Source organism: Bacillus sp. UNC322MFChir4.1 (genome assembly GCF_000746135.1).
Lineage (GTDB): Bacteria > Bacillota > Bacilli > Bacillales > Bacillaceae_G > Bacillus_A.
Window position 1 is genome coordinate 170959 of sequence record NZ_KN050811.1, and the last position, 23979, is coordinate 194937.

General features: G+C 33.8%; 22 protein-coding genes and 2 pseudogenes. 14 read left to right on the forward strand and 10 right to left on the reverse strand.

The window, feature by feature from the left end; translation table 11 throughout:
* Window positions 1–31 precede the first annotated feature (31 nt).
* Complete coding sequence (locus BR72_RS21535; protein ID WP_035436827.1) at window positions 32–433, forward strand: hypothetical protein; 402 nt, start codon at window positions 32–34, stop codon at window positions 431–433.
* 86 nt (window positions 434–519) lie between these two features.
* Entirely contained in the window at window positions 520–1539 is a 1020-nt protein-coding gene (locus BR72_RS21540; RefSeq protein ID WP_035436830.1) for a GH25 family lysozyme, read from the forward strand.
* Between the two features lie 93 nt (window positions 1540–1632).
* On the opposite strand, the gene BR72_RS21545 is transcribed toward BR72_RS21540, so the two are convergent.
* The 5 genes from BR72_RS21545 to BR72_RS21570 form a co-directional block, all read right to left on the reverse strand.
* Window positions 1633–1881 carry a DUF4176 domain-containing protein gene (locus BR72_RS21545; protein ID WP_035436833.1) on the reverse strand — a complete coding sequence of 83 codons (249 nt, stop codon included), beginning with the start codon at window positions 1879–1881 and terminating at the stop codon, window positions 1633–1635.
* Window positions 1882–2073 (reverse strand): hypothetical protein, encoded by a 192-nt coding sequence (locus BR72_RS21550; RefSeq protein WP_035436836.1) that lies wholly within the window; start codon window positions 2071–2073, stop codon window positions 1882–1884.
* A 222-nt stretch (window positions 2074–2295) separates the two neighbouring features.
* Window positions 2296–3579 carry a T7SS effector LXG polymorphic toxin gene (locus BR72_RS21560; protein ID WP_035436844.1) on the reverse strand — a complete coding sequence of 428 codons (1284 nt, stop codon included), beginning with the start codon at window positions 3577–3579 and terminating at the stop codon, window positions 2296–2298.
* Window positions 3576–3938, reverse strand: coding sequence for a DUF3958 family protein (locus BR72_RS21565; RefSeq protein WP_035436847.1), 363 nt, complete (start codon window positions 3936–3938; stop codon window positions 3576–3578). The genes BR72_RS21560 and BR72_RS21565 overlap by 4 nt, the downstream gene beginning before the upstream one ends.
* Before the next feature lie 41 nt (window positions 3939–3979).
* A complete protein-coding gene (locus tag BR72_RS21570; protein WP_035436849.1) occupies window positions 3980–4255 on the reverse strand; it encodes a TIGR04197 family type VII secretion effector in 276 nt (91 codons plus the stop codon).
* 559 nt (window positions 4256–4814) lie between these two features.
* On the opposite strand from BR72_RS21570, the gene BR72_RS21575 reads away from it, so the two are divergent.
* The gene (locus BR72_RS21575) at window positions 4815–5189 is read left to right on the forward strand and encodes a hypothetical protein (RefSeq protein ID WP_035436851.1); all 375 of its coding nucleotides are present in this window, start codon (window positions 4815–4817) and stop codon (window positions 5187–5189) included.
* A gap of 372 nt (window positions 5190–5561) precedes the next feature.
* Here the strand turns inward: BR72_RS21575 and BR72_RS21580 are convergent, their stop codons facing one another.
* The 3 genes from BR72_RS21580 to BR72_RS21590 all read right to left on the reverse strand — a co-directional run bounded on the left by BR72_RS21580 (window position 5562) and on the right by BR72_RS21590 (window position 7643).
* Complete coding sequence (locus BR72_RS21580) at window positions 5562–5963, reverse strand: hypothetical protein (protein ID WP_051957383.1); 402 nt, start codon at window positions 5961–5963, stop codon at window positions 5562–5564.
* A 622-nt stretch (window positions 5964–6585) separates the two neighbouring features.
* On the reverse strand, window positions 6586–7032 hold the full coding sequence (locus BR72_RS21585; RefSeq protein WP_035436853.1) for a hypothetical protein: 447 nt from the start codon (window positions 7030–7032) through the stop codon (window positions 6586–6588).
* A 56-nt stretch (window positions 7033–7088) separates the two neighbouring features.
* Window positions 7089–7643, reverse strand: a complete 555-nt coding sequence (locus BR72_RS21590; RefSeq protein WP_035436857.1) for a hypothetical protein — start codon at window positions 7641–7643, stop codon at window positions 7089–7091.
* A 608-nt stretch (window positions 7644–8251) separates the two neighbouring features.
* On the opposite strand from BR72_RS21590, the gene BR72_RS21600 reads away from it, so the two are divergent.
* Entirely contained in the window at window positions 8252–10222 is a 1971-nt protein-coding gene (locus BR72_RS21600) for a M6 family metalloprotease domain-containing protein (protein WP_035436863.1), read from the forward strand.
* Between the two features lie 266 nt (window positions 10223–10488).
* Here the strand turns inward: BR72_RS21600 and BR72_RS21605 are convergent.
* Window positions 10489–11302: pseudogene (locus tag BR72_RS21605) on the reverse strand (helix-turn-helix domain-containing protein).
* 789 nt (window positions 11303–12091) lie between these two features.
* Window positions 12092–12442: pseudogene (locus BR72_RS26005) on the reverse strand (DUF4352 domain-containing protein); the annotation flags it as partial.
* A 712-nt stretch (window positions 12443–13154) separates the two neighbouring features.
* Between BR72_RS26005 and BR72_RS21610 the strand changes: the two are divergent.
* The 10 genes from BR72_RS21610 (at window position 13155) to BR72_RS21655 (ending at window position 23915) form a co-directional block, all read left to right on the forward strand.
* Window positions 13155–13571, forward strand: a complete 417-nt coding sequence (locus BR72_RS21610) for a transposase (RefSeq protein WP_231559742.1) — start codon at window positions 13155–13157, stop codon at window positions 13569–13571.
* A gap of 17 nt (window positions 13572–13588) precedes the next feature.
* Window positions 13589–13963 carry a 2OG-Fe(II) oxygenase family protein gene (locus BR72_RS21615; RefSeq protein ID WP_156107971.1) on the forward strand — a complete coding sequence of 125 codons (375 nt, stop codon included), beginning with the start codon at window positions 13589–13591 and terminating at the stop codon, window positions 13961–13963.
* Window positions 13964–14666: 703 nt separating this feature from the next.
* Window positions 14667–15407, forward strand: coding sequence for a YveK family protein (locus BR72_RS21620; protein ID WP_035436866.1), 741 nt, complete (start codon window positions 14667–14669; stop codon window positions 15405–15407).
* A complete protein-coding gene (locus BR72_RS21625; RefSeq protein ID WP_035436870.1) occupies window positions 15356–16018 on the forward strand; it encodes a CpsD/CapB family tyrosine-protein kinase in 663 nt (220 codons plus the stop codon). The genes BR72_RS21620 and BR72_RS21625 overlap by 52 nt, the downstream gene beginning before the upstream one ends.
* 622 nt (window positions 16019–16640) lie before the next feature.
* A complete protein-coding gene (locus BR72_RS21630) occupies window positions 16641–18467 on the forward strand; it encodes a polysaccharide biosynthesis protein (protein ID WP_035436873.1) in 1827 nt (608 codons plus the stop codon).
* Between the two features lie 57 nt (window positions 18468–18524).
* Complete coding sequence (locus tag BR72_RS21635; RefSeq protein WP_035436875.1) at window positions 18525–19670, forward strand: glycosyltransferase family 4 protein; 1146 nt, start codon at window positions 18525–18527, stop codon at window positions 19668–19670.
* Window positions 19654–20721, forward strand: a complete 1068-nt coding sequence (locus BR72_RS21640; RefSeq protein WP_035436877.1) for a glycosyltransferase family 2 protein — start codon at window positions 19654–19656, stop codon at window positions 20719–20721. The genes BR72_RS21635 and BR72_RS21640 overlap by 17 nt, the downstream gene beginning before the upstream one ends.
* A 10-nt stretch (window positions 20722–20731) precedes the next feature.
* Window positions 20732–21841 (forward strand): glycosyltransferase family 1 protein, encoded by a 1110-nt coding sequence (locus tag BR72_RS21645; RefSeq protein ID WP_035436880.1) that lies wholly within the window; start codon window positions 20732–20734, stop codon window positions 21839–21841.
* 29 nt (window positions 21842–21870) lie between these two features.
* Complete coding sequence (locus BR72_RS21650; RefSeq protein ID WP_035436882.1) at window positions 21871–22773, forward strand: glycosyltransferase family 2 protein; 903 nt, start codon at window positions 21871–21873, stop codon at window positions 22771–22773.
* A 71-nt stretch (window positions 22774–22844) separates the two neighbouring features.
* The gene (locus tag BR72_RS21655; protein ID WP_035436885.1) at window positions 22845–23915 is read left to right on the forward strand and encodes an EpsG family protein; all 1071 of its coding nucleotides are present in this window, start codon (window positions 22845–22847) and stop codon (window positions 23913–23915) included.
* The last annotated feature ends 64 nt before the right edge of the window (window positions 23916–23979 follow it).

Sequence of the window (23979 nt, forward strand, 5' to 3'; positions counted from 1 at the left end):
TTGGAAAAATAAAAAATTGGAGGAATTTGATATGTCATTAGTAACTTTAGAAACTCAAGTAGTACAAGCTTTAGGCGGTATTTTATGCGCTGCAATCACAACTGGAATCGGTGTGTTAACACCACGAATTAAGTCTTATATCGAAGCTCATACAGACGCTAAAACAGCAATTGTAGTAGTAGATGCGCTGAATACTCTTAATAAAATAACAGAGTCCGTTGTGGCGGATTTTACGCAACGTATGGTTTCAGATGTGAAAACGAAAGGCGGATGGACACCAGAACTAGCTAATCAAGTAAAAGCAAATGCTGTATCAGCGATTAAAGAGCAAGGTGCACAACTTATTCCACTGTTGGAAAAAGAAGTCGGTAATGTAGAAAAATTGATTGAATCTACAATTGAGCAAGCAGTTCTAAAATCAAAAACAAAGTAGATCGATTACTCAACTCATTATGTATGTAGGGCATTCCGATTAGGAGTGCTCTTTTATTTTTAAAATAAAAAAGGAGAGAATGAATAATGACTAAAAAAATTGTAGATATTTCAAAATATAACGATGGTATTGATTGGGACGTAGCTGCTCAAAATCTTGATTTAGCAATCTGCCGTGTACAATATGGTTCAAATAAAGCTGATTATTTATACAAACAACACGTTGAAAATTTAGAAGAACGAGGCATTCCACACGCTGCTTATGCTTATGGCTGCTATGTATCTGTGGAAGATGCAATTGTAGAGGCGAAGGACTTTATGAATCGTGTTAGCCCTAACGCTAAATTTTTAGTATTAGACGTTGAAGATGATACCCTATCAAGCTGTGGAGGCACTAATCTAGCAAAAGCTTCACAAGCGTTTATAGACACGTTAAAAGCAAAAGGATGGAAAGTAGGTTTCTATGTATCTCATCATATGTACGGCTCTTATGGATTACAAAATGTACAAGCTGATTTCTTATGGATTCCTCGTTACGGTAAGAAACCTGCATATGCATGTGATATGTGGCAATATGCAGATAATGCAACTGGTGGGTATGTGGAAGGTATCGGCAACTGTGATGTAAATAAACTTATTGGCGATAAATCACTAGAATGGTTTATAGGAAATGATTCTCAACTTGCTCCTCCACAAGAAGATGTTTTAGGATACCTTACAACGACTGCTGATATAGCTAATATTCGTAAAGAACCTAATGTAAATTCATCTATTATGCGTCAAGCTACAAAAGGTCAAGGGCATACGTATTATGAATGGTCTTATGATGGTTCTCATTTCTGGTATCGAGTAAATCCAGAAAACTGGATGCGTGATGATACAGCAAGTATCAATAAAGACGGTAAAAATCAAGGTGTCGTTTGGGTAAATGGTACTGACATCAATCTACGCAGAGGTGCATCCACTGGTGACCCTGTTATGAATAAAATTACAAAGCGTTCCGCTTATGAAGTGTATTATCGATATGAGAACTGGATTTATGTAACAGGTGAAGGTGTTGAAGGTTGGATGTATTTTGATGAATCTTATGTAAGTTGGTTGAGATAAACAAAGCGTATTTTATTTTTATTGCTCGTATATTTAATAAAGCCTCTGCTAATAATCTAGCGGAGGCTTTAAATACCGTGAACACAATCAAAACTACATTTCTAATAACTTCTCACGTAGAATTAATTCACTTTCAGTCATATAACCTCTATGTAATTCCTCTTCAATCTTATCATGATTAAAGCATAATACTTTTTCATCACCTAGATAACCAACAGGATAAGGAACGCCTGCATAGTCAAAGTCACGTTTGTCTTCTGAAATAACCATTCTTCCAATAATCATAATGATTGGTTCTACTTCTTCTAATTTTACAACGGAGCCTATAGGTAATAGTTTCATTTACTTACTCTCCTTCTTCTTTTTAATGTATTTAAAGATATAATCTAGTGTTATTATTGAAGTAACTCCTACGGATAGTTGAATAACTGTAAAGATAGCCTTTTCTTTTTGAGAAGCAGTATTTATGCTCCATATTAACATAAGAGGAAAGAGTACTCCGATAATAGTAATGACTCTTAATGTTTTATTCATAATTTAATTTCTCCAGTCTTATGTTAAACCTATTTATTTATAAATTTATCATATATCGACCCAAGTAGCTTGTTAGCACCAAGTGAAAACGCTCCTAAAAGAAGTATACAAACAATAAATAAAATCTTTTTAGTTAATCCATAGGGAGAAAAGATAGCAAATACAAGAAATATAGAAATTGCAATACATATAATAATTTTACCTGATTTAAATGGACTCATATTATTTTTTATCCTCCGGTTTTTCAAATTTAAGGAATCCACCCAGACCAAATCCTTCTCCTGGTGCGATATACCCACCTGTTTGTGCTCCAAGACTCAATTTGTATCCAAATGTACCTATACCTAGCTCACCTTTAGCTATCATATCTTTATCTCCTATAATTGGAATGAATTTCGGGAAATGAAAGATATTTAACTCTACTTCGTACTTATTTGTAGTAAGCTCTGCTCCCAGTTTCATCGTATATTGATCTACGCCAGACGCGAAGTTCCCTTCGAAAAATTTTTGTGTGATTGTAATGTCCTTCATAAATACACCGATAGGAGTAGTAATTGGGATTTTTGCCTTATAGGAATTCTCTAATGCGGAAGCTTCTATCTTTCCACCAATAATTTTACCAGCAAGTAAATCATCTTTTATAGCGCCCAAAGAAAATGGCATGTTTATATCCATCTTTCCGGACAGAGCTTTCATCGAAAATTCATCATTTCCCCCAATACGATTCTTTGTTTCTAACACAAAGCCTTCCGCTTCTCCTCCGAGTCGAGTTCCTTCTTTCCATTTTACTGTTCCTTTAAAAGTTTCATAGCTACCTTTAGCCTGCTTCTGATTTGAATCACTCGATTTTGCATTTGCTACCGTAGAATCTAACTTATCAGCTTTCCGAGCTTTATCTTCTGCAATTTTTTGGATAGGGGCTACCCAATCCATATTTAGTTCTTGTGTACTAAATGTCCCTGATGCGGAACTGAAACCTTTCCCGCTTTGAACTTCAGCAAGTCCTCGGGCAATGCTGGCAGCAAGTTGGATCGCTGTATCATAGTTACTACTAGAAGTATAATTAAATCGATGTAGATGGTCTAGTTTTTCCTGTAGTTTTCGCTTCATAGCATCAAACATGTCTACCATAACTTTCATGCTTGGAAGGGTACTACTGATTCCTTCAATACCTGCTTTTGTTCGGTCAATTTGTCGCATTTGCTCTTTTATTTCTTCTTCGATGACATCTGTTGTAGCTACTTGTGATTGAAAATCGTTTGGAAAGGCATTATTTTGACGGATTAATTCTTCACACAAGTAAATGATTCCTTGTGCTAAAGGCCGGAATGTTTGTGCAAAGAATGTTTTTGCACTGTCATAAGTTTGTCCTTGCAAAACTGCATCGAACATAAAAGCATCAATCGAATTGATGGCTTGTTCCATTCCTTGAATCGTTGCATTACACATAGCATTCATACTTTGTGTTTGAGCCTGTACCTCTCCTAGATACATGTTTAAACTCATGATTTAACCTCCAATGTTAATTTTTGACGTTGATGGTGAAGGTCATTTTCTAGGTTGCTAAGGTTTTGTTTTTCTTTTAGTAACGTTTCTTTTTGGTCTTCCAATTCGTATGTAAGTTTTCGTTCAATTTGCTCTGTATCTTGACGCAGATTATGAAAAAATTGTCCTAGTTCTTTATCGTTATGCCAAGTTTCTAATAAACGATCAAACAGTCGATAACTTTGACCTTTCCACTCATAAAAATCTGCTTCCGCCTGTTCTTGCTTTTGAATAGCACGTTGATTTTGATATTGGTCTTCAGATATAATTCTAAATTTATCATTTAGTTGATTGATTTGTTTTTGAATATCTAGACTCATTTTTTCACTCCTACTTTTCTATGTTCGTGTAGGTTGCTATATCACTTGAAAATTTTTTGAAGTTCGTTATCCATACGCTCAAAATCTTGAGCTACAGAATGAATATTGTGAACTGCTTGTTGAAAGGCGCTATACAATTGTGTGGTTACATCTAAAGCTTGTTGATTTGCTTCTTGTACTTTGGAGTTGATAGATAACGTTGTACGTGATGATCTTGTTATGGATCTATTTGTGGCACTTTGAATGGCATCAGCAGCGGTACCCATTTGCGTTGCGATTTGCCTTGCCGTTTGAAAATTACTTTGAAATTTTCCCATCGCTTGCATCCTTTCTCTATATAGTTAACTATGAAAATTATACCATATTAGTAAATCATATATACATACAAATTAAAAAACCGGCATAAAAACCTCTTTCTTTTAGATGGTTGAGAGCATCTGGCCATGCATAGAAGCTGTCATGTTTCATTCGGCATAACAGCAAAGCGGAAGCGGCTCGCTCAGAACAAGAAGGGGATGGAGCATCTGACATAGAGACGCTTTTTGACTCGGCGGAAGACGCGAAGCCACCGACTGTTCTAGCCGCTGGAACTAGACAAAGATGACGGAAAATTAAAATGGATATATATAGATGGATTATATTAAGTAAGAAATTTATACTATTTTTATATTTTATTAGTATCTACTAACTGGAATTTTACATATAGATTTAAAAGAGTAATAAAAGTAAATACAATAAAAAAAGAAGAGAATAATCTCTTCTTTCACATGCTCTTTTTTGAGAAGATTTTATAGATAAATTAACCATAATTTTACACATCCTTAATATTTAATTGTTAAAATTTTACATGGAATAACAATTAAGGGGATGATTTTAGTGGAATTGACAGTAATTGATGAACAAAAGATAACAGCGTACTTAGTGCAAGTATCGCAGCAAGATAAAAATTTCTTGTTTCATATTCGGGAAATCGATGCCAACATAGATATTAATTTTATTGATGAAAATAATAATTTTTTAACACCTGTTTCTGTTGAACTATTTCTTAGTAAACTTCTGAGCGAGGAAGATAAAGTGAACTTTAGAAGAGTATATAGAAATATGTCGGGATTAGTATTAATAGAACCATTGACACGTGAGGAATCAATTTATGTAAGGGAAATGACAAAAGAAGAGGTTGTTGCATTTAGATACTTAGAAGATACTTTTTCACGAGACTTAATGAATAAAGAAAAAAGCCCTCTCATGTGAGAAGGGCTTATTTCATCACACTGTTTTATATATAATAGAAGGAAGTAAAAAAATATATATTGTTATTACCAAGTAGGTGTAAATTTGATGGGTCTTATGTAAATTGGCTTAGATAATGAAGAAAGCCGCTCATTTTTAGGTGGGCGGCTTGTTCTTTAACTCTATTCAAATGTTACGCTTGTGGTGTAGGAAGATCCACTTCACCTTCATTACTTACAATACCGCCAGTGTGTCTATATTTAATACTAATTATTTATAACAGTAGGTACTGCACTTAGGGCTACACCAACAGGTCCTAATTTTTCAATTAATTTTTTTGCCTTACCTATCAAAGTATTTATAAGCATCAACTAATACCTTTCTTGCAATTTTTTAATCAACCCCTGCCTCAATCATTTCCCTATAGCTTACATTAAATTCATAGCGTATATCAGTATCATACCCCTCAATTCTTCTTCGTTTTCGTTGCATAGCAGAAATTTTCGCATGTGGCAAACCAGAACTTGATGGTAAAAGTATTGCTTGAGCCTTCTTTTCGTTATAATCGAAGTCACCATTTTTAGCCCACTCATTTTGTATAGGGTGATGAGACTGTATTCGATTATCAGCAGCTATATTTTTATTTCCTGGAGCCCGATTAACCGCTGGACTTAAATAGCCATGTTCATCTATATCTCCTTTCTGATATCTCCAATAGTCTTTTATCAGTATGAATATAATTTCATGTAGAATTGAAAGGAAAAACAGCCACAAAGTTCCCTTAAAAACAGCCACAAAACAGCCACGGAATTAGAAATTAGTATAAAATAACGTGAAAATCAATTTTATGAAAACACTTATATATTAATGTTTTATAGTATGGTGTGAAAGCATATAAAAGGATAGGATATGTTCAGAACGCAAGTCCATCAATGGGAACGCGATCAATATATGACTCTTTACTAAGAGTGAGAGGCCTTGATACTATTGGTATCGGGGCTTTTTTCTTTTTGTAGGTAAAACATTTTTTGTGAGTTAGAACATAATTCACAAAAAATGAAAAGATAAATATTACCCCAAAACGTCATTCATGTATGCTTCAAATTCAGCCATAGATCTTTTGTCAATTTTATCGCTAATATGGGAATAGCCATTTGATGTGATTTCGATACTTTTATGCCATAAACGTTCTTGGATGTATTTTGATGAGTCATATGTACATTGGATTAGATAAAATAAATGCCGGCTCTTAATTGAGTCGGCTTTTTTACTATGTATTAAGCTTTAGCATTCATAAGTAACTCTTTTAATTCTTCTGTAGATAATTTGCTTTCTAACTCTTTACTTAAGTCAAGTATAGAAGTTTTATAATCTACTGCTAATAATTTGCGTTTCATTGTTATATACCCCTTTCTACTTAATTTGCTTCACCCATTTCCTTTAATTTCTTATGTGCTTCAACTATACGTTTAGATGAGTTAGACATAGTCTGTAACCCTTGATTGAGAAGAACTCGGTCTTGTTTATCTAAACCGTCTTGAGTTTGACTTACAGACTCTTTTACTAAATCCATAGATTCATTTAGAAGAGATTGTACGTCTTTATACTTTTCACCTGGTTCTAACTTCTTAACTTTCTCTGCAGTTTCTAAAAGAGGTTTCGATTTCTCTTTAAACTCTTTTGCTTTTTCTTCTACTGGTTTCTGACTTGTTAAGATGTCATTAATAACTTTTGACTCTTCTGAAATATTTTTCATCTGATAAGCCATTTGCATTTTGTAGTCTTTCTTCTCTGCTTTGTCTGTTGCACAACCACCTAATAACATGATTGGAAGTGCTAACGTTACAAGTTTCTTTGCTTTCATATTTCTATTACCCCTTATTAGTTGAATGATTGTATGTATAATTACAAGTTACTCTATTACTTCGTATGTTCTTCCATTTTCTTATCAAGTGCTTTGGCGTAGGCATCTTTGGTTTCTTGATTTAACTTATAAATTGCTTCTCTCCACTGTTCTCCATCTACACCTGACATATGAGGAGAACTTTTTAATACAGCTTCTTGAATCTTCAGTCCATCGTCTTTATCAGCGTCTTTTATTAACTTTGTTCCTTTTCTTGCATCTGTTATCCCTTCTTGTACGAGTTTATGAATGTCTTTGTATTTATCAGGTACTATTATATTCTCCATACGGTCTAAGGCTTCATCCATATCGTTTGCTGTTTTAAATACATCTTTATATTTCTTATTATCTTTTGAAGCTTCTCCTAGTTTTAACAATATTTCATCCTTCTTGAATTGAAACTCTACCAGTTGCTCACAAATATAATACGGATACTGTTTTTCAGATATTACTGTTTTCGACATTGCTTTACTAGTTTCCTCAGTCTTAGGGATAGAATCTTTATCTCCTACCCCACAACCTACTAATAATAGAATAGGTATTGCTAATGATACGAGTTTCGTTGCTCTCATTATGTATACTCCTTCTTAACAGTGTTGTAATTGACTAACATATGGAACTGTAACATAAAATAAATAAATATAAGAACATTTTTTGTAATTAAAGGAAATCTTAGGAATTTTAATAATATGATAACATGTATTACGGTTGTAGGGAATCCCCTCTCTGCATGCTTTTCTTCCCAATTTACCCTTATTCGACCTCTAACGTTTAGCGTTTGGGGGCTTTTTTTATGCACTTTTTTCATTTTATAGGGGTCACCATATTAAAAAAAAAATTTGTACGTTTAGAAACAATTTAACCGATTCCCTGTATGTTAAGGAATCAGTTATATATTTTACTCCTTTTTAAAGAATTTTTATCTTGTAATTAAGGTTTCTATAGAAGACATATGAAGTGTTCAGCCAATTGCAATTACAAAACAAATTCCTTTATTCATTTATAATTCCAATAATCATATTTCTCAACTTATTTTATAAGATTTAAACCATTTATTTTTTCCACAAAATGGTATTTAAATTATACTATTGAATATTTTTTAAAGGGGGGAGGCGCTTTTCATGAATCTATAGAGGAAACCATTCCCACATGATAACAACTTCTAAAAGGAGGAAGGTTTATGCAAAGAAGTTTTAAATTCCTGTTCACGTCCATTTTTTCTTTGATTTGTGTTTTGTGCTTTCAAACGAACGCCTTTGCCGCACCAGCATACGATGGAGTTGTCAAAATGGAGCAACCGTCAGGCGAATCGTTTCAAGCTACGGTGCATGGAGATGAATGGTTCCATTGGGCAAGCACAAAGGATGGTGACGTACTTTTACAAGATCAGAAGGGGTACTGGAATTACGCTGAACTTACATCAGACGAACTGAAATCGACGGGGAAAAAATATAAAATTGACAAGAAGCCTGCAAAAGCGGTAAATGAGAACAATTTGAACAAATGGATAAAGAAATACAACCCTCAAGCAAAGAAAAAACAGGAGTTCAAGAATGAGCTACCAAAAGAATTTACGGGATCACCAGAAAATGTTGACGGAACTGTCACTCCAATTTCAGGACCCCAAAAATTACTTGTTGTGTTAATTGGGTTTACAGATGTTGATATCGCGTATAACGACAACGATTGGAGCAACAGATTCTTTTCTGCAAATCAAAAGTCAGTAAAGAATTACTATAATGAAGTGAGTAATGGAAAAGCGCAGATCACCCCGGCATCCGAAACATATGGTACGCAAAATGATGGGGTGGTTAAAGTAAAATTAGATTATGCTCATCCGGATACATCGGGAAAAGACATTAGAACGGTTATAACAGATGCACTGGCTAAAGCTGATCCTACGGTGAATTTTGCTAGTTTTGATACCAATAATGATCAAGTCATCAATTCTAAAGATAGCTTCTACATTGTAACTGTTCTTGCTGGCAATGAAGAGGCTAGTGGTGGTGCAGTGCCAAATGTTTGGGCGCATCAGTGGTATGCTCCTAACACAAATCACGATGGTGTTACAGTATCAGGTATGTATACGACGCAGGGTGAAAAACAATATGGTCATATGGCAACGATTGGTATTCCTGCTCATGAATTGGGTCATTCCTTGGGCCTTCCAGATTTATATGGCGTTAATAATCATGTGGGTGGTCTAAGTATAATGGCTAATGGAGCTTGGAATAGTCTTCAAGGAGAAGATTATGGAGCTACACCCGATCATATGGATGCCTGGTCAAAAGTAAAATTAGGATTTGTAACACCAACTGTAGTAAATACCACCAACAATTTTACTCTAAATGCGATCCCAAATAACTATAATGTTTTAAAGGTTCCTTTAAAGGATAATACGTATTTTTTAGTTGAGAATCGCGAAAAAGTTGGGTATGATGCAAGCTTGCCAACAAATTCTGGTGGCGTTGCGGTTTGGCATATTGATGAATCCATGAATAATATTGATAATGACCCTCATCCTTTCATTGATATAGAGCAATCCATCAGTGAATACCAAGACCCATTCTATTACACGAATCAAAATCATGCTGCTTCTTTTGGTCCAGACACCAATCCGAACAGTAATACCTACACTGGAGAAAAATCGGGAGTATCGATTACGACGACAAGCACAAGTGGTTCTGCCATGAATGTAGCGGTCACAACAAAAGAAGCTAATTGGATTCCGCAAACAAATTGGACACTAAAATATGTAGACAGCTATAATTCGTACAATCTGGGTACGTATGCCTTTGATGGAAACAAAAACACGTTTTGGCATACGAACTGGAGCCCCGTAGCTCCAATGCCGCACGAGATTCAAATTGATTTAGGTGCAACCTATAGCCTCTCCAAATTCAACTACCTGCCAAGACAAGACGGCCAAGTGAACGGAACGATTAAGGGCTATGAGTTCTACGTCAGTAGTGATGGAGTGAATTGGGGAACAGCTGTAGCCACAGGTACCTTTACAAATGATACCACTTTGAAAGAAGTCAGCTTTGCAACCAAGACAGGTCGTTATATTAAATTGCGTGCCTTAAGCGAGATAAACAATAATCCATGGACAAGTGCGGCTGAAATCAATGTATTTGGAGTGGCGCAATAATGTATTTGTGAGGGTAGCTATTGAAATCATTGATACACTACCCAAAAAGGTTATCATCTGCTGAGAGTTTCGTTCTGGGGGGCATTATAAAATTTTAAGTTGATGGTGATGTGTATGGTGCCCCCTTCTACAAATATAATTTTACTCATAGAGAAATGAGTTTTCATCTATTTGCGCCGATCTATCCCACACATATACTCAAATTGCATATTTTTCGACTTGATGTAGGAGCTGGCAGATGGCAATAAAAAGCCACTCCTCTTTTTTTACGCACACATGAAATCATCATCAAAGAAATATTTGTCCATTAAGTTATTTACAATCCCGTTGAAATATGCAAACTTACCATTCTTCATCTTCACTCCAGCTTTCACTTTCATAACAAACTCTTTGATTGCACGTACACCGATTTCAAGCTCCTGGTCTTTGCTTAAACGCTTTATCCCCTGCTGTATGGTTAATAACCCTGTTGCACTGTCTTACAACCTTCCACAGTTCTTGAATTGTTTTTGATTTGGTATAAAAACAGCTTACTAAAGAAACAAAACGTTCTGGTACCCAAAGAGCAACAAAATCAGCTTGTTGAATATTATCTTCAGGAGTATTGCTATTATCATTACTATTACGTTTGTTTATATCTTTTATATTTTGTTTTAAGGAAGGAGTAGTTGTTTTATTGGTCGGACACTTTGCAGGACTTTTTACAGGTTCCTTGTCGGACATTTCTTCCACAATAGGTTGAATGATAATAGCATTAGCAGTTTGCAGCATATCAGATTTACGTTTCATGCCCAGGTCAACGAGTTTCTTCATTAAACGTTGTATAGTTTTATAAGAAACTTCCATTATATGTGCAATTGAATTTTTACACAGGAAACTAACACCTACATATTTGCAGCTGTGGCGCTTTAAAATTTCAAGTAGTGCAATAAGTTTAGATTGTACATCGGAACGCTTAATAGACGATTTATTAATGTCTCTGTATTCACGTGCAGTTTTGTTAAGTTCTGCAATTTCTTTAAATGTAAAAAGATTGTGGCAGGAGTCCTCGGTTGCTAAAATATCGATGCGTTTCTTCATTTATATATGTCTCCCCTCAGAAACAAAAAAACGTCACCAATTTGGTAAACGCTCCCTAAAGAATCCCACATAATGTAAAATGGCTCATGAGGGTACGGCAAGTGTTTATCTGGCGTACGATATATACATACTGTGCTCTTTTATTTTTATTTGAAGAAACGCCCGATTTCTCTAAGTGTATTTTGAATTATTTTGAGGTATCTAATTTTCGAAACGGTGATAAATCAATACTTTAAATGTATATTGATTTACATTTATGGTTTAGAGTCTGTTCCGTACGCAAGACTAGCAATAGGAACGCATGACTCTTTACTAAGATTGGGAAGCCTTGATACTACTGGTATCGGAGTTTTTTGTGGATAAAACATTTTTAATTTCGATAAATCATATGAAAGTTAGTTTTGATAACTAACAAAAAGCCCTAGTATACTATATTTAAAAGTATACTAGGGCTTTTTGTTGCTGTTTGAAAAGATAACGGCTTTCTTATCAAACATTTGTTATGACATTACAAATACAAAAGTAGATAAAAGATATTACTATATAAAGATAACATATTATAATGGTTGTGTGTTATGCAATTTTGCATAGCAATAATTTGGTATTGATTTATCGTTATAATTGAATGGATATATCTATATTGAAACTTAGGAGAAAAGGTGAGGGGAAGGGGAAAATCGGTTATTCTAGGAAATTGCATGGCGCTTATGGGTATTAAAGTTTTTGTGGAAGTGCATTTGATGGTCTAGATAATGAAGAGGTGCTGTCCTATAAGTCAGTTACACTGAGTTATAATTTGATTTCCTTACCAGTCATACCTCCGCGCGCTTTTAAAACAAGTTCTTGCGCATCTTTAGGAATATCAAATACGACTTTACCTGTTTGTGATAGATCAGGATTAAATGTTTTTAAAAAGGGGTCTAGCTTTCCACCTTGAGATAGATCGTAGGCTGTCTGTCCTTGGGTAGAGTAAGAGAACTCTCTTCCTTTGTTATTAACTAATTTAAAACTATTTGAATCTACTGTAATAGTATCTTTTTAATTGTTCTCAACAGTAAGTTCTACAATTTTGAAAACACCTTGGGCTGTTTCTTTGGAATATTCATTTCCTACAGAAATTTTAACATTGGAGGATTCGCCTTATTTTTTTAGTTCTTTTTTACTATATAAATACAACTTGATTTTTTAACACATAGATTGCTGCTATGCAGAATACAACATGCCCGCTACTGGTCTGCTCCTTTTGTTTAAAACCTGGCATGTGGCAGGAAAAGGCTCCGACCGCTTTAAAGTGACCCTATAAAGTTAGACGGGTTATTTGGTTATGCAACGGTAGGTGGGGGTAGTTCAATAAGAATGGAAGACCTTGATTCTGCTGGTATCCGGGCATTTTGTAGATCGGGTCAAAAAAAGAAGCCCCGGGGTATACGGGGCTTCTTAGGGCAATTTGTCAAGTAATGGCACACTTGACTAAGTAAATTTAACATAAATTTTCGGAAAATAATATTGGTAAATGTGTCCAAATATAAGTAAATAAAGGGAGTTTATGTTTAATGCAATTTGAATTATATTCAAATTGTTAGCTACAAAGTAATTGAGGGTGGTCTTAGTGAGGAAATAATAGATTCTATATTTCGAATTTTAATTTCTAGATTAAATATTTTCATAATTGGACATGAAACATAATCTTATTCACTTTTATTATTTCTGGCGAGAAGACCCCCACCTCAAGCACGAAACAACGATAGGTGAGGGATGAATCGCTTTTTTTGTTTTTTTAAGTATACGAATAGAAGCATACGTTCTTATTTGGTATACTTTGTGTATACCAAATAAGAACGGAGTGTATCCAATGAAAAAAGCAAATATGATGATGAGCATGTTTGCTTACAAAAAGCTGATTTCAGCTATGAAAAGCCGTGCTGAGAAGATGGGTGTAGCAGTATTTGAGGTAAATTCAGCGTACACTTCTCAAATTGGTAAAATCAAATATATGAAACGTTTTGGTATCAGCATTCATCAAACAGCTTCTTATGTCATTGCTAGAAGAGCAATGGGATTTAAGGAAAAACTTCCACCAATTTTGTATTCCCTATTACCGGAGAAGGTGGTAGGTCTGCATCATTGGGCGCATTGGAAGTGGTTGTCTAGGATCCTGTCTGATAACAAGATTCGTTCTGTGAACAAACTTTTTCATCCAGGGGCTCTTACAGACTTGGAAATAAAAGGTTTGTCTAAGTTTGAAAGCAGAAAACCCATACCTTGTTGAATGGGTATGGGCTGCATATGAAGAATCCTGAAAATCTGTTATATAATGAACCTTTTATAGTTTGTTATGAAAAAGTTGCGACACAAACAGAATGTCGGCAATTAATTGATATAGCCCAAAATAATCTTCAACCATCGAAAATTATAGGACAATCAGGATTAGGAATCTCAACTGTAAGGAAATCAGACACCACTTGGCTTCAACGTCATTTAAACGAACTTATTCTTCAAATATGCGAGCGCATTACGTCTGTCGTTGGATATCTACTAAATTATGCTGAACAATTACAGATAGCAAGGTATCAAGTTGGTGGGAAATTCGATGCTCATTTTGATGCTTTTAATCCTTTGACTTCACTAGGGAAAAGGCAACTTTCAAAAAGTGGATTGTAACATTATGGTTTCGTGAAAAAATCAATATTAGGTATTATATAACAGTGTAAAAGATAGATTTCCTACTAATATGAGAGTATTGATTAGGTGGAATTTATATTTCATTTTATGGAGAGAAGACTGATCTATACTAAAAGCTTTAATCTCTTGATGCGTTCAGTGTTAAGGGGTTTTAATATTTACTTGATATGTAAAATCATTTTAATAAGGGGAATTATGTAAATATAATTGAAGAGATGACATGAAACTATTCATTTTAGGTGGGTAAGAGCAGATAATCATGCATAGAAGCAGTCAGGGATTTTTTCTACCATATGCGTATTGGAAATTGGAGAGAGAAAGCGAGTACGGATTCTTTTTTTGCATAGAAGTAATTTATATGCCTAAAAATCAAAATGGATTTATATAGATAGTTATCTGGAGATTCTGTAAAAGAATTATTAGTATGAAAAGAGGTTTTATTAAATACAGAATATCAATATTGAATAGTGTTGGGATAGAAAAAAATCTGTAAAAGAGGGAATGTCTTGATAGAATATTTATGTTGACTTGTTCTGTATAAAGAACTAAAATTTATTTTAAATAGAACAATTGTGTTTTATTAAGTAGTACTTTTATGCATGATAAACTGTGCATAACAATGATTTATGAGTGAGTTTGGTTTCAAAGATCAGACTCATTTTTAAAAATGTAGGGGGAAACTATGGAAAAGGAAATAAATCTTAAAAATTTATTTGCTGTGATAGGAAGAAGAAAATGGGTAATTATTGCAGTTACACTAACGATTATGTTAGTGGGAGCGATTAATAGTCTCTTCTTAAAAACTCCATTATACACATCTTCTGCTAGAATACTTATTCAAGCAAATAGTGAATCTATGAATACACTTAAAGTATTGGTAAATGAACCTGTTGTAATGGAGAAAGTTGCTGCGGAATTGAAAATTAATAGGCCAGCAAGTGCGTTAAGCGGACAAATAAGTACTGAAAATGTACAAGGTTCGCAAGTTTTGAAGATAAATGTGGTTGATATGGACCCAAAAATGGCTGCTAAAATTGCAAATGTTACAGCTGCTGTTTATAAGAAAGAGGCTGCAAGAATATTAAATTTTAATAGTGTTAGCATTTTAACAGAAGCAACAGCAAATAAATACGCTGTACCAATAAACATAAATCATATCAATGCGATAATGACTGCTTTCATTGTTGGTTTAGTATTAAGTGTTGGTCTTGTTTTTCTACTTGATTCTTTGGATGATAAGATTAAGTCAGAACGAACTATTGAAAAGTTATTAGATATCCCGACTTTAGGAAGTATTTCTAAAGTGAATGAGAGTAGTATGCTAGATATATATAGTGAAAAGAAATTTACATCATTAAGGAGGATAGGCAAGTGGTTTTCAAAATCAGAAGAAAAAGAGACGAAAGTAAAAATGAAAGCCTAGTTACTCATACTGTGCCAAATTCCAAAATTGCTGAAGAATATCGTACAATTCGTACAAATCTCCAATTTTCATCTATCAATGGTAAAGATAAAACCATCGTTATTACATCTCCAAGATTTGGGGAAGGAAAATCGACTATTGCCGCAAATTTGGCTGTTTCCATAGCTCAACAAGGTGAAAAAGTATTAGTAATTGATGCTGATTTACGAAAGCCGGCACTTCATGAAATATTCCAGCTTGAAAATACAATTGGATTATCAAATATTTTGAGTGAGCAAAAAGTAATGGAATCGGCTGTAAAGAAAACGGAAATTGGAGGACTACATGTATTAACAAGTGGTCCAGTCCCACATAATCCCGCTGAGTTGCTTGGTTCGATCGCAATGGAGAATTTAATTCAAAAAGTAATGGATCAGTATGACATCATATTAATTGACTCTCCACCAATTTTAGGGGTAGCAGATACAAGTATTTTAGCTGATCAATGTGATGGTGTATTGCTAGTAGTAAACTATAACCATACTAAGAATGAGGATGCAATTGAAGCTAAAAAAATACTAAATTTTACAAAAGGGAAACTACGGGGAGCTATATTAAACAACAAGGCATAGTGAATTAAAAAAGATATAAAACCATTTTTTAGGTAGGGAAGAGCATCTGGCTATGCATTGAATTGGTTGGGGAGCTTTTTTCTACCAAAACTTAGTGAAAACAAGAGAGAAGATAAGTGCAAGTCACTTTTTTGCATAGAAGAGATTTGTATATTGAAAAATCAAAATGAATTTATATAAGTTGAATAAAATGTCTTTTACAAGTCACTCATCGTCAAAATCAATAAAATTCAGTATCCAATAAAGGGAATTCGAATGATAATTGGCTGCTTAATTGAGAAGTGTAAAAATGAATTTCAACTAATATATAGGAGTATCCTATAAATATAAAGTATATTTATTTAATGAGATAAAAAGATTTTAAACCGACATGTTCTTTATAAAGTACAAAATGGTTCTTTTGAAAGATTAAATATGGTGATGTCTCCTTACCAATATCAATGGAGGTACTCGGCTATACTGTGGGTTGAAATATACCTTAGATGCTAGTCGTCAAGAGTGTGGTGTGAGGGTGGGTTTGATGCCCAAATTTTATTAAAGATTTTAACTATGGGTTTTTGGAAAGATCTCATAGTTAAAAACTTTAATTTTTTTAAGTAATGATTAAAAAGGTGGGAATTATATGACGTACCGGCAAAGGTTGTCGTTATTGCTTTTAACGGATTCACTTATAGTATTAAGTGCGATTTATTTTAGTTATTTTTTTGTAAATGGTAGTTTTCGAGTTATTACATTAACATCTGTAGTTAGTTCTATCACTTTATTATGTAGCCATCATTTTTTTGCTTTTATTTATAAGTTGTATAAAAAAGCATGGGAATATGCAAGTATTGGGGAATTATTAATTATTTTTAAAGCTATTACATTTTCTATTGCAACTACAGCTTTGGTACAACAATTAGTAATACATGAAGTCTATTTTCGGTTACTTGCTATAACTTGGATGATACATGTTTTGTTAATTGGAGGATCCCGTTTTATTTGGCGGATGCTTCGGGATGCATATTTTAAAAGGGATGATACGAAAAAGAGAACTTTAATTATTGGCGCTGGTTCAGCTGGAACAATGGTGACAAGACAATTGTTACAAAATAATGAAACAGAATTATTACCCGTTGCATTTATTGATGATAATGTGAAGAAACATAATCTTGATATTCTTGGAATTCCAGTTATTGGGGGAGTAAACCAAATTGAGTCTGTTGTTCAAGAACTTAATATTGATAGTATCGTAATTGCTATTCCTTCGCTTAGTAAAAAAGGATTGAACGCTATTTTCAAAGAGTGTTCAAAGACAAAAGCTAAGACGCAAATTCTTCCTATGCTAGAAGATTTAGTAACAGGGAAAGTTTCAGTTAATGAATTCCGCGATGTTCAAGTAGAGGACTTGCTAGGACGTAGTCCAATTGAGTTGGATATGAATAGTATTTCTGAATACATAACCGATAAAGTCATTTTAGTGACTGGTGCTGGTGGTTCAATCGGTTCAGAGATTTGTAGACAAGTGGCAAAATTTAATCCAAAGCAGTTAATTTTATTAGGTCATGGTGAAAATAGTATTTACTCCATTGAAATGGAGCTAAGAGAGCTATATGGTAATATGGAGATTACATTTATTCCGGAAATTGCCGATATACAAGATAGTAAGAAAATGATGTTAGTAATGAATAAATACCGTCCAAATGTTGTCTATCATGCTGCTGCACATAAACATGTCCCATTAATGGAATATAACCCTGAAGAAGCTGTAAAAAATAATTTGATGGGAACGATGAATGTTGCACAAGCAGCAAGTTGGCACGATGTCGAGACGTTTGTTATGATTTCCTCTGATAAAGCAGTAAATCCAACGAATGTTATGGGAGCAACGAAAAGATTGGCTGAAATGATTGTTCAACATACAAATAAAATTAGTCAAACAAAGTTTGTTGCCGTTCGTTTTGGAAATGTATTAGGAAGTAGAGGTAGTGTAATTCCGTTATTCAAGAAGCAAATTCAAAAAGGCGGACCAGTTACAGTTACGCATCCTGATATGGTTCGTTACTTTATGACTATTCCAGAAGCATCGAGACTAGTTATACAGGCGGGAGCTTTAGCTGAGGGCGGAGAAATTTTCGTATTAGATATGGGAGAACCAGTAAAAATTGTTGATTTGGCCAAAAATTTAATAAAGTTATCAGGAAATTCTGTTGAAGAGATTGGAATAGAATTTACCGGAATGAGACCAGGAGAAAAGCTTTTTGAAGAGTTATTAAAAGATGATGAAATGATTGAACAACAAATTTATCCGAGAATTTATGTAGGAAAAGAAACTAATATTTATATAGAAGAAATCGAAAAAATTATTTCTACACACTCTGATTTGGATAAAGAAGAATTACGAAACATATTATTAGATTTGGCTAATAGACATAACACTTCGAAAGTGTTAACACCAGCATTGGGTTGACGATTTGTTGAGGCTTTACTTGAATCAAGAATATAGTTAAATGGGTGTGTGATTTAATTGTCTAAGAAAGTGTTGTTTTGTGCAACAGTAGATTACCATTTTAAAGCCTTTCATTTACCATATATGAAATGGTTTACAGAACAAGGGTGGGAGGTACATGTTGCTGCAAGTGGTAATATGGACCTTCCATACGTACATAAAAAATATGATATTCCTATTCAGAGATCACCTTTTAGACTGCAAAATTTTGAGGCCTATAAGAAGCTTTCATCAATTATCAATAACAATAAGTACAGCATTATTCATTGTCATACACCTATGGGAGGAGTTCTTGCTCGCTTAGCTGCAAAAAAAGCAAGAAAACAAGGAACAAAGGTGATTTATACAGCTCATGGATTTCATTTTTGTAAGGGTGCTCCCCTTATAAATTGGCTTGCATATTATCCAATTGAAAGAGGATTAGCTTCTTATACTGATTGTCTCATAACAATCAATTCAGAAGATTATAATCTTGCGGTGAAACATCGCTTTAAAGCAAAGTGCATTGAACATGTTCATGGAATAGGCGTAGATATAGAACAATTTAAATTGGTAGAAGATGAATATAAAAAAGATTTAAAAATAAAGTTTGGTTATAAACCAGATGATTTCCTAATGTTTTATGCTGCTGAGTTTAACAAAAATAAAAATCAGCAATTCTTGATTCAATCATTAGCTTTATTAAAGAATGAAGTTCCGAATGCAAAGCTTTTACTTGCAGGAAACGGTCCATTAATGGACGAGTGTAAGCAGCTGGCTGTTCATCTAGGAGTTGCAGAAATGGTTCATTTTATCGGCTATCGAACTGATATTGCTTCCTTATTATCAATGTGTGATCTCGCTGTTGCATCTAGTCTTCGAGAAGGATTGCCTGTAAATATTATGGAGGCTATGGCTTGTGGTCTTCCAGTTGTAGCTACTGATAATAGAGGGCATAGGGAGCTAATCATAGATACAACAAACGGTTATCTTGTATCACCTGGAGAGGTAGAGCTTTTTGCATCACGAATACTAGAGTGTATTCATTCAAGAACACTACGAGAAAAGATTAAGATTGAAAATGTAAATAGAGTAAAAAAATACTCGGTTGACGAAGTAGGTACTGAATTGAATAATATTTATACACAATATATGTTGAGGGATGTAAATGAAACCAAAAATTAGTGTGATAGTTCCTATATATAATGTTGAACAATACTTAAGTAGATGTTTGGATAGTTTATTATCACAAAATTTTAATGATGTAGAAATTATAGCTGTAAATGATGGTTCAACAGATGGAAGTGCAAAATTACTTTCCGATTATGCAAAAAAAGATAGTCGTATTGTGGTGATAGAAAAGGAAAATGGTGGGGTTTCTTCAGCTAGGAATGAGGGGATACGTGCAGCTAAAGGAGAATATATTGGTTTTGTTGACCCAGATGATTGGGTAGATAAAGATATGTATGAATCAATGTATAAAAGCGCAGTTGAGGAAAAAGCTGATATTGTTATGTGTACGTATATTCGAGAGTTTGGTACTCATTCAAAGATAAAAGAATTCAACCTTCCTGAAAAGGTCTGTTATCGCAATGAAGAAGTCCAATTAAAAGTTATGAGACGTTTGATTGGTCCTTTAAATGAAGAAATAGCAAATCCAGAACTTCTCGATGCATGGGGGACAGTATGGTCAAAGTTATATCGCTTAGATATTCTTAAAGAAAATAATCTTGAATTTGTAGATTTAAGCAAAATAGGGACTAATGAGGATTCCCTGTTTAATATATACGCTTTTTATTATGCAAAAACTTTTGTTTTTATAAATAAACCTTATTATCATTATTGGAGAGTAAACACTACATCAGTTACAACGTCTTATAAGCCTAATTTAATGAATCAATGGTTCAATCTTTACGGTATAATTGAAAACTTCTTAGATAATAAGAAAATGGAAAAAGACTTTTATATAGCCTTAAATAATCGGATATGTCTTGGTACATTAGGGCTCGGCTTAAACACAATAAGCAAAGAAAATAAGGGATCTACTTTGATGAAAATCAGTAGGTTGCATTCCATATTAAAGGATAAACGCATCAAAGAATCCTTTAGGCAATTTGAAATTAAATATTTTTCAATTGCTTGGAGGGTATTTTATTTTTGTGCAAAATTCCGATTCACACTAGGATATTATTTTATTTTGGTAGTAATTGATAAACTTAGAAAAATAGTTAGATAGGGGGAGAATCTTGGAACCTAATCGTATATTGCAAGTAGTGACAATCATGAATCGTGGCGGGCTTGAAACGATGTTAATGAATTATTATCGAAAGCTTGATCGCAATAAGATACAGTTTGACTTCATGGTACATAGAGAAGAAAAAGGGCATTATGATGATGAAATATTAAGTCTTGGCGGAAGAATTTATCGAATGCCGCAAATAAGACCTGGCAATTATCGTTCATATTTCAAATTACTCGATACATTCTTTCTTGATCATCCTGAATATAAAGTAGTACATTCTCATATTAACGAAAATAGCAGTTTTGTACTTGGAGCAGCCAAACGTGCGGGTGTTCCTTGCCGTATTGCGCATAGTCATTTAAGTGATTTGGGTATAGATATAAAGCTACCATTTCGTTTGTATGCGAGATTTTCTATGAAGGATAATCCTAACAAGTATTTTGCATGTTCAAAAAATGCAGGCCAATGGTTATTTGGACGGAAAGTATGTGAATCTAAGGAAGTAACTGTTCTGAACAATGCAGTTAATGTAGAGGAATTTAAATATGATGAAGAAATTAGGAAGCAAATAAGGAAAGAAATAGGTGCAGAAGATAAATTAGTATTAGGACATATCGGAAGATTTAATAAGCAAAAAAATCACGATTTCCTAATTGATGTGTTTAAAGCTGTGCACGATAAGAATCCTAATTCCCTGCTTGTTATGGTAGGAGATGGTCAATTACGACCATTGGTAGAAAAGAAGGTAGCTGCCTTAGGGTTATCGTCTCATGTAAGGTTTTTAGGAGTTAGAGGAGATATATCATTCCTTATGCAAGGGTTCGATTTATTTCTGTTTCCTTCGCTATTTGAAGGATTGCCTGTTGTACTGGTTGAAGCGCAGGCTGCTGGCTTAAAATGTGTTGTATCCGATACGATAACTGATGAAACGGATGTGTCAGGTCGAATAGAATTTGTGGGCTTAAAGGAAACGCCAGAGGTATGGGCAGAAAAAATTCTTACTTCATCATATGACCATGAAGATACGTCCGGTTTATTACGTAAAAACGGATATGACACTGCTACGATGGCGAAATGGCTAACGGATTATTATTTAAATCATAGTTACATGTAAAACAAACTTAGATTTCTGGAGGTTTTGTGATGGGTCATACTTTAACTGTCTTTACACCTACATTTAATCGTGCGTATACACTACATCTATGCTACGACAGTTTGAAAAGACAAACTTCTAAAGACTTTATTTGGTTAATTATTGATGACGGATCTACGGATAACACAAAAGAACTTGTGGAAAAGTGGATTTCAGAGGAATTAGTTCCAATTCGTTATCACTATCAAGAAAATCAGGGAATGCACGGGGCTCACAATGCAGCTTATGAATTAATTGACACAGAACTCAATGTTTGTATAGACTCCGATGATTATATGGCTGATGATGCTGTGGAGAGAATCCTTTCCTTTTGGGAACAAAATGGAAGTGATCGTTATGCTGGTATAGTAGGATTGGATGCTAATCAAAATGGAGAAATTATCGGAACAAAAATGCCGCCAGGTTTAACGGCATCTAAACTTTCAGATTTATATGTGAAACATAAAGTAAAAGGCGATAAAAAACTTGTATACAGATCCGAACTGACACGAAACTCCCCGCCGTATCCAGTTTTTCCAGGGGAAAAGTATTGCCCACTTAGTTATAAGTATATTGTTATTGATCAAGAATGTCCTTTACTTATAATGAATGAAGTGTTGTGCTTTGTAGAATATTTAGATGATGGGTCAAGTATGAACATTATTAAGCAATATAAGAGAAATCCACGTGGGTTTTCTTTTTTTAGAAAAATCGCTATGCAATATGCACCTTCATTTAAAGATAAATTTCGAGAATGTATGCATTATGTGTCTAGTAATTTGATAATAAAAAACTATGGGTTTTTAAAAGAGTCACCATGTAAATGGACTACTTTCCTAGCAACACCATTTGGTTTTTTACTTTATTGCTATATTTTGAACACACATAAAGCTACTGTTTTGAAAAGTAAATAAAACAAAGAGAGGTATAGGTAGAAAGAATAGGTATATAGTTATATACGCTTAAGATGTGGAAGTGATTGGTAATGACTGAATTATGGTTGAATCTTGCTTTAGTTTATTTCTTTTCTTTTTTTGCAAGGTATTTTTCTAAACCGGTTATTATGAGAGGATCTTTTATCAAACCAAATAAATTTTTAACATTTTGTGCCATGACAACTTTAATATTAGTATCTGGCCTCCGTAATAATATTGGAGATACTTTTGCCTATATGCATTCATATGCCACCCTCAATTTTAGCTGGGAAACTATTAAGTCGGAAAAGGATCTTGGATTTAATATTTATCAAATGTTTTTACAAAATTTTTCCCATGATCCGCAACTTCTGATTTTTGTAACAGCATTAATTACAAACTTATTAATCGTGCTTGTTTTATATAAACATGCAAGAATGCTTGAGTTAAGTTTATATGTCTATATAACAGGTGGTATGTTTTTAACTTCAATGAATGGAATAAGGCAATTTTTAGCAGCTGCAATTGTATTTGCTGCAACAAAATATATATTTGAAGGTAATTGGAAAAAGTATATTTTAATTATCCTACTTGCATCAACTGTACATCAGACTGCGCTTATCCTCATTCCTATTTATTTTATAGTTAGGAAAGAAGCCTGGTCAAAGCAAACGTATATTCTTCTCGTTTGTGCGGTACTTATCGTAATAGGATTTAATCAATTTATGGATGCTTTATTTGCGGTTATAGAAAATAGTCAATATAGTGAGTACAAAAACTTTTCTGAGGGCGGTGCAAATATACTTAGGGTTATTGTTTATGCCGTACCAATTATTCTCGCTTACTTAGGAAAAGATAGATTAAGAGAGTTGTTTCCTCAAAGTGATGCTGTTGTAAATATGTCTATATTAGGGCTTGTCTTTATGATTATTTCAACACAAAACTGGATATTTGCTAGATTTTCTATTTATTTTGGATTGTATCAACTTATATTAATTTCTTGGGTTGTAAAATTATTTAGGGAAAAAGATCAAAAGCTTATTTATTATGGTATTTTATTATTCTATATTATGTATTACTACTATGAATGTGTAGTAAGCCTTGCAGGCGTTGGATATGGAAGTGACTTTATAAAACTTTAGAACTATATTCGAATAAGTATAACGAATATAGCATAAAAAGGGGACTTCCTACTTTAAAGAGGAG